Annotated in this window: 10 protein-coding genes; 7 read left to right on the forward strand and 3 right to left on the reverse strand. The window is 43.4% G+C overall.

What is annotated here, in order from left to right:
• Positions 1-587: 587 nt before the first annotated feature.
• Entirely contained in the window at positions 588-803 is a 216-nt protein-coding gene (locus tag MHN30_RS23955; RefSeq protein WP_084204346.1) for a hypothetical protein, read from the reverse strand.
• 310 nt (positions 804-1,113) lie between these two features.
• Between MHN30_RS23955 and imuA the strand changes: the two genes are divergently transcribed.
• The 3 genes from imuA to MHN30_RS23245 are packed head-to-tail and all read left to right on the forward strand — an operon-like array spanning position 1,114 to position 6,277.
• Entirely contained in the window at positions 1,114-1,800 is a 687-nt protein-coding gene (imuA, locus tag MHN30_RS23235) for a translesion DNA synthesis-associated protein ImuA (RefSeq protein WP_239361259.1), read from the forward strand.
• Between the two features lie 2 nt (positions 1,801-1,802).
• Positions 1,803-3,200 (forward strand): DNA polymerase Y family protein, encoded by a 1,398-nt coding sequence (locus MHN30_RS23240; protein WP_130163717.1) that lies wholly within the window; start codon positions 1,803-1,805, stop codon positions 3,198-3,200.
• Complete coding sequence (locus tag MHN30_RS23245; RefSeq protein WP_239361261.1) at positions 3,200-6,277, forward strand: error-prone DNA polymerase; 3,078 nt, start codon at positions 3,200-3,202, stop codon at positions 6,275-6,277. Before MHN30_RS23240 ends, MHN30_RS23245 begins: the two co-directional genes overlap by 1 nt.
• 117 nt (positions 6,278-6,394) lie before the next feature.
• On the opposite strand, the gene MHN30_RS23250 is transcribed toward MHN30_RS23245, so the two are convergent.
• Positions 6,395-6,865, reverse strand: a complete 471-nt coding sequence (locus MHN30_RS23250; protein ID WP_239361263.1) for a hypothetical protein — start codon at positions 6,863-6,865, stop codon at positions 6,395-6,397.
• 92 nt (positions 6,866-6,957) lie between these two features.
• Here MHN30_RS23250 and MHN30_RS23255 point away from each other — a divergent pair, with 92 nt between their 5' ends.
• Entirely contained in the window at positions 6,958-7,341 is a 384-nt protein-coding gene (locus MHN30_RS23255) for a response regulator (RefSeq protein WP_010370975.1), read from the forward strand.
• Between the two features lie 93 nt (positions 7,342-7,434).
• Here the strand turns inward: MHN30_RS23255 and rpsT are convergent, their stop codons facing one another.
• Positions 7,435-7,695, reverse strand: a complete 261-nt coding sequence (gene rpsT / locus MHN30_RS23260) for a 30S ribosomal protein S20 (RefSeq protein WP_010370978.1) — start codon at positions 7,693-7,695, stop codon at positions 7,435-7,437.
• Positions 7,696-8,122: 427 nt separating this feature from the next.
• Here rpsT and murJ point away from each other — a divergent pair, with 427 nt between their 5' ends.
• The 3 genes from murJ (at position 8,123) to ileS (ending at position 13,529) form a co-directional block, all read left to right on the forward strand.
• Positions 8,123-9,685: a murein biosynthesis integral membrane protein MurJ gene (gene murJ, locus MHN30_RS23265; RefSeq protein WP_343224360.1), complete on the forward strand. Its 1,563-nt coding sequence runs from the start codon at positions 8,123-8,125 to the stop codon at positions 9,683-9,685.
• Between the two features lie 67 nt (positions 9,686-9,752).
• Positions 9,753-10,679 carry a bifunctional riboflavin kinase/FAD synthetase gene (gene ribF / locus MHN30_RS23270; protein ID WP_010370985.1) on the forward strand — a complete coding sequence of 309 codons (927 nt, stop codon included), beginning with the start codon at positions 9,753-9,755 and terminating at the stop codon, positions 10,677-10,679.
• 21 nt (positions 10,680-10,700) lie between these two features.
• Positions 10,701-13,529 (forward strand): isoleucine--tRNA ligase, encoded by a 2,829-nt coding sequence (gene ileS / locus MHN30_RS23275; protein ID WP_239361266.1) that lies wholly within the window; start codon positions 10,701-10,703, stop codon positions 13,527-13,529.
• The last annotated feature ends 9 nt before the right edge of the window (positions 13,530-13,538 follow it).

Raw genomic sequence — 13,538 nt, forward strand, 5'->3', positions numbered from 1 at the left:
CCAGTTGCAGCGAAGTGGTAGTTCAGTTGGTTAGCTGTTGCCTTAGAGAAAGCGGCATGTCACGCCGGGGGCTGCGGCGGTTCGACGCTTCGATTCGAGTCCCGTCCACTGGGCCAGTTTGCATTTTCTTCTAAGCAAGCTTCCTTGAGCAAAATCAAAAATCAAAAATAAAATAGCTCATTTTCTTTAGTCTTTCCCTTGTCATCACTGTCAAGTAACTCATTTTTCAACATAAGCTTATAATAATGTCGTTATAACTTTGCCAGTTGCAGCGAAGTGGTAGTTCAGTTGGTTAGCTGTTGCCTTAGAGAAAGCGGCATGTCACGCCGGGGGCTGCGGCGGTTCGACGCTTCGATTCGAGTCCCGTCCACTGGGCCAGTTTGCATTTTTCTTCTAAGCAGGCTTCCTTGACCCAAATCAAAAAGCTCATTTACGTTAGTCCTTCCCTTGTCATCACTATCAAGTCACTTATTTTTCAACATAAGCTTATAATAATGTCGATATAATTTTGCTTGTTGTGGCAAAGTGGTAGTTCAGTTGGTTAGCTGTTGCTTAAGTGGATAGCATTCAGCTAGGTCAAAAGGCAATTATCTACGCGCCACACTCATTGTTTTACGTCTCAGTTCTTGTCGCCTTTTATACAAATAGACTAGGGCCTGTTGACCTTTGCTGTTTGATTTTTGTTCTTCTGAGTGTGTTTTGGTCGCGACGCTCGACTTGCCGCCTAGTAATCTAGGCAAAAGTTGAGCAACAATGAACAAAGCGCACTCAGATGAACCCAAAGGGCAGCGCTTGATTAGCATTTCTACTGTGTTGCCCCACAAGGATGTGGGGTAAGGTGACTTTGCAGGAGCACAAAGTCTTTATCGCCAGACTTACATAGAATGACTATGCTACGCTGGCTCTGCCTTGTATAAATACCAATCAAACTGCTGCAAAAACAAACTTGAAAGATCAACAGGCCCTAGTTGTAGATCTCATTTCTTCTAAGCAAAACACGATTAACTTAAAGCGCAAACTATGGTTATTTTTAACTCGCCTCTTTTCTAGCGATCTACTTGCGATCTGCCTTCATTTAAATATACTGTATATAAAAACAGTATTTGGTGATGTATGGCGAATTATATAGATCTTCTTGAGCGTAAAAACCTGCTTTGGCGTGGACGTGGACAGACCGTGCAGCATGATGTCGTCAGTACTCGCTTTGCTGCACTTGACGATTTGCTGTGCGGTGGTTGGCCGCAACAAGGTGTGATTGGTGTGAAAACTGCAATGGGAATAGGAGAGTTAAGGTTGATATTGCCCCATTTTGTGGATGATAACCGTTTGAAGGTATTAATTAATCCTCCAGGGCAAATACATGCCGCGGCATTGCATTATTTATCGTTAGACCTGAGTGAATTTATGATATTGCAGCCACCAAGTGAAAAAGAAGCACTGTGGGCTGCGGAACAATGTGTAAAAAGTGGTGCGTGTAGTGCGCTTGTACTTTGGCACGAAGCGCTTTCTATTGCTGCTGTAAAGCGTTTGCAGTTAGGTGCACAGGCGGGAGGTTGTAGGTTATTTGCTTTGTACCAAGCGCAGTACGCCCAGACTTTACCATTTACACTTTCAGTGGTTTTACAAGCACAGCACAGCGGCTTGGATGTGATAGTAAAGAAGCACAAGGGGCACTTTGCACATCGCAGTCTTAAACTAGAGAATCCCCACTATTGGCCAGAGCTTGAAAAGCCGAACCTACCTCATGTTAGCGATAATATAGTTGCGTTTTCAGGCTATGAGCGGCGCTTAACGAGCTAGTTATGTGGTTATATCTCTATTTTCCTATGCTGCAATTAGAGGGAATGACAAAGCAAACGGTTTCCGGTGATTTTGTTACACCCGTTATTATTATTGATGGCCGCAAAAACCAGATAGTGCAGCTAAATGATGCAGCGCAGCAGCGAGGTATAAAAATAGGAATGGGCCTTGGGACTGCTTGTGCATTGTGTACACAGCTTCATGTTTTGCCCTACGACGACTTTCTAGAAAGACAACAGCTATTAGACATTGCCAATATGCTTTATCAAGTGAGTGCAGATATTGTAATCGATGAACCTAATGGTCTTGTGCTTAAAGTCGATTCTATGCTGTCGCTCTATCATGATTTGCCAAGTTACTGGCAAGTAATATCTGGACAATTAGCGCAACTTGGCAAGAGTTATTATTACGGCATGGGTGAGTCCACAATAATGGCTAAGCTCTTGGCGCGAGAGCACTGCAATGTGCTTGTGTTAACGCCTTGCCAAAAGCGTCATTACTTGGGGAAAATAGGACTAACACGTACAAGTCTAGACAGTCGGGTGGTTGAACTGCTTGCTCGCACCGGAGTTAAAAACGTGGCGCAGTTAGAGCAGTTTGCACTCAGTGAGCTGGCTAAACGTTTTGATACTGCGCTCGTACATTATGTAGGCTGCTTGTTTGGAAAACTAAAAGAAACCCTTAACTATTTCCAACCTGCGGAAGCCTTTGAACTTAACGCGCCTTTACTTTACGAAGTCGAAGAGATGGCTTGGTTAGAAAAGCCAATTGAGCATTTGCTATCGCGTTTAGCATTATTCCTACAGCAACGTAACTTAGTAACTCGAACGCTTTATTTTACCTTAGCACTTCGAGATAAAGAGGCTTTAGAGATCACATTAAACAGCGCGGAGCCTGAATATAAGGTAGAAAATTGGCAGCGCCTGTTAAACCTCAAGCTAGAATCCATAACCTTAGATGCACCCGTACAAAGTGTTTCACTCAAAGCTGATGCACTAGAAACGCAGCATGCCACAATAAAAGATCTCTTCTCAACGCAGCAAAGTGCGATGTCTGCGCAAGGACTGCGGGCTATTCTATGTGCTAAGCTCGGTGAGCAGGCTGTGCAATATCTACAACTTACAGGCGATCCTCGTCCTGAAAAGGCCAGCACTTATAGCCACGAGCCACATTTCACGACACTCAAGAGTAAATTAAGACCTACCATTCTATTTCCGAAGCCACAGCCTTTATGTGAAAAAGTCAATATTATTTCTGGTCCAGAGCGTATCGCTTCAGGGTGGTGGGACGGTGAGCCGGTCCAGCGAGACTATTTTATTGTACAAAATGAACAAGCGCAGCGGTTATGGGTATTTCGAGAGCAAAATAACCATTGGTATATTCATGGAGTATTTAGCTGATGTCTTATGCCGAGCTTTTTTGCCAGAGCAATTTTTCATTTTTGACTGGCGCATCGCGACCAGAAGAGTTGGTCAAACAAGCAGATTTTTTAGGTTATAGCGCAATAGCCATTACTGACGAATGCTCTTTGGCTGGCATTGTCCGTGCTCATGCTTATATTCGTGATCATAAGCTCAAGATAAAACTCATAGTTGGGAGTTTGCTGAAGTACAACAATATTGAATTGGTTGCTCTTTGCCCTTGCCAGCTCGCTTATACAGAGTTATGTCGAGTGATTAGTAATGCTCGCCAGCGAACGGAGAAGGGACAATATCAGCTTAGTGAGTGGGATATTATGTCGCTTAAGCATGTTTTATTGTTGTGGTTGCCAAAGGGGAACAGTCAAGATGTTCAATCATTGCAATGGCTGTGTAAATACCACCAAAATAGAATATGGATTGGCTACCGACGTAACTTGAGTGCAGAAGATGTACATTACTTTACCCATTGTGTAAAGCTGTCAAAAGCGTACCAAATACCTATTTGCGCTGTTGGTGGGGTGCTTATGCACTGTTCGTCTAGACTTGCGCTACAGCACACACTGACCGCCATTCGACAGAATCATGTGATAAGCGAGATCCCTGAGAAAATGATTTGCAATAGCGAGTCGGCACTTAGATCTATCTCTAAGCTTAATAAGTTGTTTTCACCTACCTTTCTTGAAGAAAGTACCAATATCGCGAAGCGGTGCGTATTTAATTTAGACTCATTGCATTATCAATATCCTCAGGAGCTAGTGCCTAGGGGCTTTACTCCAATGGCTTATTTACGTGCGTTGGTCGAAAAGGGTAAACAAGTTCGCTTTTCTGATGGCGTGCCGCCAGATATAGAAGCCATTATTGATAAAGAGCTAGCGCTTATTGAAGCGCTTGATTATCCGTTTTTCTTTATCACTATTCATGACATTGTGATGTATGCAAAACAGCATCAAATCTTATACCAAGGGCGAGGCTCAGCCGCTAATTCCGTGGTCTGCTACTGCTTAGAGATAACCGCGGTTGACCCTCGACAAGTGGGCGTATTGTTCGAGCGTTTTATTAGTAAAGAGCGTAATGAGCCACCCGATATAGATGTAGATTTTGAACACCAACGTCGTGAAGAGGTGATCCAATATATCTACAAAAAATATGGCCGTAAACGCGCAGCATTAGCAGCAACGGTGATTACGTATCGTTTAAAAAGTGCCATGCGTGATGTTGGCAAAGCCTTGGGCATGGAAATGGCACAAATAGAGTACTTTATTAAGCATCTCAACCGCCGTGATAAAGGACTTAACTGGCAGGCCCAATTAGTGGAGCTAGGGTTAGAGCCAAACTCATTAAAAGGTCAGCACTTTATTCAGTTGGTTAATGACATTATGGGGTTTCCAAGGCATTTATCGCAGCATGTTGGTGGTTTTGTTATCTCAGAAAGTCCATTACATGAATTAGTGCCCGTAGAAAATGCAGCTATGCCAGAGCGCACCATTATTCAATGGGATAAAGATGACCTTGAAACCCTTAAGTTACTCAAAGTTGATATCTTGGCCTTGGGTATGCTAAGCGCTATCCGTAAGTGTTTTGGCTATATTGCAGCGCATACGAAGCGAAACCTGGATCTTGCCCAGTTGACTCGTATGCAAGACGACCCTTTGGTCTATAAGATGTTGCAAAAAGGGGATAGTGTTGGCGTGTTTCAAGTAGAATCGCGTGCACAAATGAGCATGTTGCCAAGGCTGAAACCCGCGAGTTACTACGACTTAGTGATCCAAATAGCAATTGTACGTCCCGGCCCTATTCAAGGGGATATGGTGCATCCATTTTTAAAGCGACGGGATGGTGAAGAGCAAGTGACTTATCCATCCGAAGCGGTTAAATCGGTATTAGAGAGGACCATGGGAGTTCCCATTTTCCAAGAACAAGTGATAAAACTGGCGATGGTTGCAGCTGGGTTCACTGGGGGAGAAGCGGATAGCCTACGCCGAGCCATGGCATCATGGAAGAAAACCGGAGAGCTGATGCAGTTTAAAGAAAAGCTCATTCGAGGCATGCTAGAGCGGGGCTATGAAGCACAGTTTGCTGAGCGGATTTTTGAGCAGATCTGCGGTTTTGGTGAATATGGCTTTCCTGAAAGCCACTCAGCTTCTTTTGCTGTGCTGGCTTACGCCTCTGCGTGGTTGAAATACTACTACCCCGCAATGTTTTATACCGCTCTACTTAATAGTTTACCAATGGGATTTTATTCGGCTTCACAGCTGTTGCAAGATGCATCAAGGCATAAGGTTAGCATTTTACCTATCTGTGTTAACCAGTCCGATTACGAACATCAAGTCGTACAAGAGCCAAGACAAGCAACGTTTGCGATCCGTTTAGGACTTCGGCTTATAAAAGGGTTAAGTGAAGAAGAAGCACTGCAATTATTACAATGCAGACCTCAAGAGGGGTTTGGTAAAATCGTGCAGTTACAACAAGCTGGTATTACCAACAGTACTATTGAAAAGTTGATTTCCGCAGATGCTTTACATCACTTTGTGGATAGCCGTTATGCTGCTAGGTGGTCGCTTGCAGATCACAGTAAAACCTTGCCACTATTCAGTGATATTGAAGAGAAAGAGTCGCAATATAGTCACTTTAGCGCCACAGAGTTCGAAAACTTACAGGAAGATTATAATAGCACTAAGGTCTCTTTACGCACTCACCCAATCAAGCAACTTGAGCAAGCAAAGCTTATAGACCGAACGGTTAAGGCTAATGAACTGCTTTATCGACCGCATAAATCGTTAGTAACAGTGATAGGGCTGGTAACAGGAAAGCAAGCCCCAGGTACCGCAAAAGGCGTGACCTTTTTTACTTTGGAAGACGAAACAGGCAACATCAATGTAATTGTGTGGTCTGGTACTGCTCGAGCACAAAAGCAAGCCTATATGGGTGCTCAGCTATTAGAAATAAAAGGCATAGTAGAGAAGGAAGGGGAAGTGGTACATGTTATTGCTGGTAGGTTAATCGATAGAAGTGAGTTACTAGCAGCGATGACAATTAAGGCTCGCGCTTTTCATTAGTTGCTTTTTAGTGATTTTTTGTGGCTTAAAGCTGAGGAATGTTGTCTTCGTAAATGCGCTCTATATTTTTATAAAGTTAAAGCCCCAATAAAGAGGCATTTTTGTCATGTCTCCACTTTAGCCTTGGAGCAGTTTCATCATGGCTGCTATAAAGCCTTCTTGCTTGATTATTTGATATTTTTGGCAGGTGTCTGGGTTTTTCAAATCGTGGCATAGGTATAGTGTATTGCGCTCAAGCGCTGGCTTTGGATGTAAATTTGAGTCAAATAGCACAGGATCAATACCAGGAAGACCCGGCCAATATATACTACTAGCCACAAGTCCTAATTTCTCATAAGTAATCAGTTGTGGTTTTGGCAAGACAACAAATAGTATTCCAATGACTGCAAGTGCTATCCACTTACCTTTTCCCTTAGGTCCATCATTATCTGTAGCAGTTTGTGCTTGCTGTGCTTGTGCGGTTTGCTGAGCCTTCATCGCTGCAATTTGTTGTGGCGATGGTCGACGGTTTTTTGTTGTACTAGTGCGTTTCTTTTGGTTGGACTGTACTTGACCTAAAAGCGATTGTTTTTTTGATGGTTTTGCCATGCTTTAAGTAGCCTTTTAGTTGCAGGTCTCTATAATGCTTCTATGCTAAGTATAATAGCTTATTTTTACACTACAGCCTACGGGAAAGGACTATGGATCAAAATATCTCTATTTTAATCGTCGATGATGTAGGGACAGTTCGCAGCTTTTTACATCAAACCTTAATGCACTTAGGCATTGATCATGTAAGAGAAGCCTCCACTGCAACGCAGTGTGTAAAGTCATGTGAAGAGCAACATTTTGATATTGTCTTTTTAGATATTGAGCTGCCCGATGGTGATGGTAAAGAGTTAATTGCAACCCTAAATGAAATAAACCCAAATATTAATGTCGTTATGGTGTCGGCACACTCAACGGTAGACAATGTTAAAGATGCTATTGAGCGCGGTGCTAAAGGTTTTGTTGTTAAGCCATTTTCGCCAAAGAAAATCGCGGCTATGCTGAAGAAGTTTTACCCAGATTTAGAATTGGTTTAAAACTGCACTGATTTTATCTTTTGATACCAAAGTATATAAATTACAGGCATAAAAAAACCGACATAATGTCGGTTTTTTCAATCCAGCAACAAATTAAAGTGCTTTGATCTTAGCAACTAAACGGCTCTTATGACGAGCAGCTTTGTTTTTGTGGATTAGACCTTTAGTTGCGTAACGGTCTAGGATAGGTGCAGCAACAGCGAATGCTTGAGTTGCAGCTTCTTTATCACCAGCTTCAATTGCAGCGATTACTTTTTTGAAGTATGTACGCATCATTGAACGACGGCTTGCGTTGTGCTTACGACGCTTTTCGCTAGTGATAGCGCGTTTTTTTGCAGACTTGATGTTAGCCAAGGTTTGCTCCTAACAATCTTAAAATAAGCTTAATTTAAAGGCCGAGGAATATGCCTGTTTTAATCGCAAAAGTCAATATAAATTAACAAGCGCGGCCTAATGTTCAACACCCAAGACTCGACTTGGGCTATTCTCAATTCTTAACCTGTACAAATCAAAACGTTGCTATGCGACATTTTTACTTCTATAGCAGGCAAGTAAACCCGTAATATCCCAAGTTGCACTAATAATTTGCAAAGCGTAGCTTCACAAAGTGCCTTGAAAATCTCAGGTCTGAACCAAAGTAAACAGTCAAATTTCACAAGGTGAAACAGGCCTACCAAGGTTAATGGCGCGTATTGTATCAAAGCTGACAGGGCACGCCTAGTGCTAAATGCACAACGACTGTGGCATAATCTGCCGCGATTCACTGAATTTAGGAGTTAAGGTGGCAAAAGGGTTATTTAAATCGGGTATGATTGTCAGTGCCATGACTATGATTTCGCGGGTTCTGGGGCTAGTTCGAGATGCCGTCGTGGCAAACCTATTGGGCGCAGGATTGGCCGCCGATGTCTTTTTATTCGCCAACCGGATCCCTAATTTTTTACGTAGGTTATTTGCAGAAGGCGCGTTTGCTCAGGCGTTTGTTCCTGTACTTTCAGAAATTAAAGAAAAGCATGGAGACGATAGAGTAAGGTTATTCGTTGCACAAGCCGCTGGGACACTCGGGACCGTATTGCTTATTGTTACTATTTTAGGGGTGATAGGCTCGCCTGTGATCGCCGCATTATTTGGCACAAGCTGGTTTCTCGACTGGTGGCAAGGTGGTGCAGATGCCGAAAAATTTGTGCTTGCAAGCGCACTATTAAAGCTCACCTTTCCTTACTTATTTTTTGTTTCATTAGTTGCACTTAGCGGTGCGGTACTGAATGTTTATAATCGCTTTGCCGCAGCGGCCTTTACGCCAGTTTTACTCAACGTGTCGATTATTGGCTGCGCTATTTTTCTCCATGATAAATTTGCACAAGGTGCGTACGCTCTAGCACTCGGTGTATTTATTGGTGGTATTGTTCAACTATTATTCCAGATCCCATTCTTGTTGCGCTTAAAAGTCTTGAGTCGCCCTCAATTTGCATGGCGAAGTCCTGAAATAACCAAAGTAAGAACTCTGATGATCCCTGCATTATTTGGTGTTTCTGTTAGCCAAATTAACTTACTACTGGATACCGTCATTGCCTCTTTTCTCGTGACGGGATCGATTGCTTGGCTTTATTATTCAGACAGATTAATTGAATTTCCACTCGGCCTATTTGGTATCGGTATTGCGACCGTGATACTGCCTGCACTTTCTAAATTACACGCAGGAGAAAAAAGTGAAGACTTTCAGAAAACACTAGATTGGGGTGTACGTTTTGTCATCTTCTTGGGATTACCAGCGATGCTAGGGCTGATGGTGATAAGCCCACTTATTATTTCAGTATTGTTTGGCCATGGTGAGTTTGTTTCTCAAAATGCAGACAATATAAATAAGGTAAGCTTAGGGGTAGCCGCATATTCCGTTGGCTTGTTAAGCTTTATGTTGATTAAAGTACTGGCGCCGGGCTTTTACGCCAGACAAGATACCAAAACGCCTGTTCGAATTGGTATTATTACTATGGCACTCAATATGGTTTTCAATCTCATCTTAGCGCCTTTTATTGGTTATCTAGGCCTTGCATTGGCAACTTCATTATCAGCGTCTTGTAATGCGTTTTTACTTTATCGTCAGCTGTCACATCAAGGTGTGTATCAGCTAAGCGCATTTTCTCTTGGTTTTACTGCCAAATGCTTTGTTGCAGCGGTCGTGATGGCTGTATGTGTATACTTTCTCGGCGCACGTTTTGAATGGCTAGAGTGGGGACTGATGGAGCAGGTGCTATTACTTTGCGGATTATTAGTAACTGCGATGGTGAGCTATTTTAGTTTACTATTTATACTAGGGGTAAGATTGAGCACAATCCGAGATGCTTGATTCGCATTTTTAAGCAACTTGGGTATAATCGGGCTCTTTGATATTTGCTGCACAAAGGCACGGCACTATGCAACTAATCCGAGGGATCCATAATATTCGACCACATCATTTTGGTTGTGTGTTGACGATTGGAAACTTTGACGGGGTTCATCTTGGACATGTAGAGGTTTTGAAGGGGCTGATTAGCGACGCAAAACACTATCAACTTCCAAGCACAGTGATGTTATTTGAGCCGCAGCCCTTGGAGTTTTTTGCCAAAGATAAAGCACCGGCTAGGCTGACGCGATTACGTGATAAACTAGTCCTGTTGCAAGAGCTTGGTATAGAGCGAGTCATTTGCGTCAACTTTAATCGCAAATTTGCCTCGCAAGATGCAGAGCAATTTATCAAAGAAGTCCTAGTGACAAAGCTTGGAACCAAGGCGCTCACGGTCGGCGATGACTTTCGTTTTGGCCGTGAACGTGCTGGTGATTTTGCAATGCTAAAACGAGTGGGCGAACCGCTAGGTATGCAAGTAAAAGACACGGCAAGTTTTCGCAAGCAAGATTGTCGTGTAAGTAGCACGTTGATCCGCACGGCACTTGCGGCTGGTGATTTGCGTCAAGCACATGATATGTTGGGCCATACCTATGCCATTTCAGGCCGTGTTATTCACGGTTGGAAGAAAGGCAGAGAGCTTGGTTTCCATACTGCAAATATTGCCTTAAAACGCCAAGTGAGCCCTGTGCGCGGTGTGTATGCGGTCAAAGCGACTGTGAATCACAAAACACATTATGGTGTAGCAAATGTTGGCACTAAGCCAACCCTAAACGGAACGAAAGCCCTTTTAGAGGTGCATCTGTTTAATTTTAATGAGACCATCTACGGTCAGTTTATGAAAGTGGAGCTAATTGAAAAGCTTCGCGATGAGCAAAAATTCGAAACATTGTCGCAGTTAACAGAACAAATCAGTCGTGATGTTAGCAATGCAAAACAGTGTTTTTCTTTAACGTAGCCGATACGGAAAGTAGGATAAATGAGCGACTACAAACATACTTTAAATCTACCGGAAACTGAGTTTCCGATGCGTGGTAATTTGGCGCAACGCGAACCAAAGATGCTGAAAAAATGGTATGAAGAAGACCTATACGGTCAAATTCGCATTGCGAAAAAAGGTAAAAAGCCATTTATTTTGCATGACGGTCCTCCGTATGCAAATGGTGATATTCACCTAGGTCACTCAGTAAACAAAATCCTAAAAGATATTATTATTAAGTCAAAAACGCTTTCTGATTTTGATGCGCCTTATGTACCTGGTTGGGACTGTCATGGTCTTCCAATTGAGCTACAAGTGGAAAAGAAAGTAGGCAAACCAGGTAAGAAAGTATCGGCTGCTGAATTCCGTGAAAAGTGCCGCGACTATGCTAAAAAGCAAGTTGATGGTCAAAAAACAGATTTCAAACGCCTTGGTGTGTTAGGTGACTGGGATAAGCCATACTTAACCATGAACTTTGATTTTGAAGCCAATGCTATTCGTGTGCTTGGTCGTATTATCAAAAATGGTCACCTGCACAAAGGTGCAAAGCCAGTTCACTGGTGTACGGATTGTGGTTCAGCACTTGCAGAAGCAGAAGTTGAATACCAAGACAAACAATCGCCAGCAATCGACGTAAAGTTTGTGTTTGCTGATCAAGCGGCAATCATTGATGCGTTTGGCTTGGCCGAAGGCCATGAAGGCAAAGGCGAAGTAAGTACCGCAATTTGGACTACAACGCCTTGGACATTGCCTGCAAACCGAGCCGTGGCAGTACACGGTGCGCTAGAGTATGCACTGGTACAAATTGAAGATGAAGGTCAAGAGCAGCGTATTGTGCTTGGTTCTGAATTAGTCAAAGACGCTGTTGATCGTTTTGGATTCAAGCACTTCCACGTACTAGGTTACGCGAAAGGCGCTGCGCTTGAGAATCTGCGCGTTGCACACCCATTCTTAGATTTCGATGTGCCTGTTATTTTAGGTGAGCACGTAACAACAGACTCAGGTACTGGTATCGTTCACACAGCACCTGGTCACGGTCAAGAAGACTTTGCAGCGGGTCAGGCTTACGGTCTAGAAGTTGCAAACCCGGTTGGTGCAAATGGTGTTTATCTACCAGATACGCCGATTTTTGCAGGTCAGCACGTATTTAAAGCAAATGACAGCATCATTGAGTTATTAACTGAGAAAGGTGTGTTGTTCCGCCATAAGGCATTAACGCATAGTTATCCGCATTGCTGGCGTCACAAAACTCCTATTATTTTCCGTGCGACGCCACAATGGTTCGTCAGCATGGATCAGGCTAACCTACGTGCTGATTCACTGAATGAAATCAAAAAGACAGAATGGTTACCAGAGTGGGGTGAAAGCCGCATCGCAAACATGGTTGAAGGTCGCCCTGATTGGTGTATTTCACGTCAGCGTACTTGGGGTGTACCAATCGCGTTATTTGTCGATAAAGACACTGGCAGCCTACATCCTGAAACGGAAGCCCTTATTGAAGCCGTTGCTAAATTAGTGGAAGAAAAGGGTATTCAGGCGTGGTACGACTTAGAGCCTAGCGTGCTGTTAAGTGAAGCAGATGCTCAACAGTACGTAAAAGTACAAGATACACTAGACGTATGGTTTGACTCAGGTGTAACACATGCGTGTGTTGTTGATGCACGCGAAGATTTAACAGGTCCTGCAGATCTTTACCTTGAAGGCTCAGATCAGCACCGTGGTTGGTTTATGTCATCAATGATGACTTCAGTTGCTATCAACGGCCATGCACCATATAAGCAAGTGTTAACGCACGGCTTCACGGTCGATGAAAAAGGCCATAAGATGTCTAAGTCATTAGGCAACGTGATCTCGCCGCAAGACATCATGAACAAGCTAGGTGCAGACATTTTACGCCTATGGGTAGCTTCTACTGATTATACGGCTGAAATGACCGTGTCTGATGAAATCTTTAAGCGCTCAGCTGACCGTTATCGTCGTATTCGTAACACAAGTCGTTACCTACTTGCGAACCTAAGCGGCTTTGATCCAAAAACGGATTTAGTAGCAATTGAAGATATGGTTGAGCTAGATCGCTGGATTGTTGCGCGTGCTGCGCAGCTACAAACTGAGATCAAAACAGCGTACGACAAGTACCAAATGCTTCAAGTAACACAAAAGCTTATGAATTTCTGTACTGGTGAATTGGGCTCGTTCTATTTAGACGTGATCAAAGACCGTCAGTACACCGCGAAAAGTGATAGCCATGCCCGTCGTTCTTGTCAATCAGCGCTTTATCATATCGCGGAAGCGATGACACGTTGGATGGCACCTATCATGAGCTTTACCGCACAAGAAATCTGGGAAGTATTACCAGGTGAGCGTGGCCAGTTTGTATTCACGGATACTTGGTATGATGCAATTGAAGGGGCGACAGAAGGCTCGTTGAATAACGAGTACTGGCAGAACTTACTCGCGGTACGTGATGAAGTAAACCGTGTGCTTGAGAATGCACGTAAAGAAGAAGTGATCGGTGCAACGCTACAGGCTGAAGTAACGCTATATACAGGCGGTGACTTAGCTGAGCAGCTCAATGCCATTGGTGACGAATTACGCTTCGTATTACTGACTTCAAAAGCAACGGTAGAAGTAGTTAACAGCAAACCAGAAAATGCAATTTCATCAGAAATTGATGGTTTATACATTAGTGTTGCGGCAACATCGGCTAAAAAGTGTGATCGTTGTTGGCACTATACCGACGACGTAGGTACGGATGAGCAACATGCAGACATCTGTGGCCGTTGTATTAGTAACGTTGAAGGTGACGGCGAGCAACGTCAATTCGCCTAGGAGTAAAAC

Origin of the sequence: Pseudoalteromonas sp. OF7H-1 (assembly GCF_022347825.1) — a bacterium.
Lineage (GTDB): Bacteria > Pseudomonadota > Gammaproteobacteria > Enterobacterales > Alteromonadaceae > Pseudoalteromonas > Pseudoalteromonas maricaloris.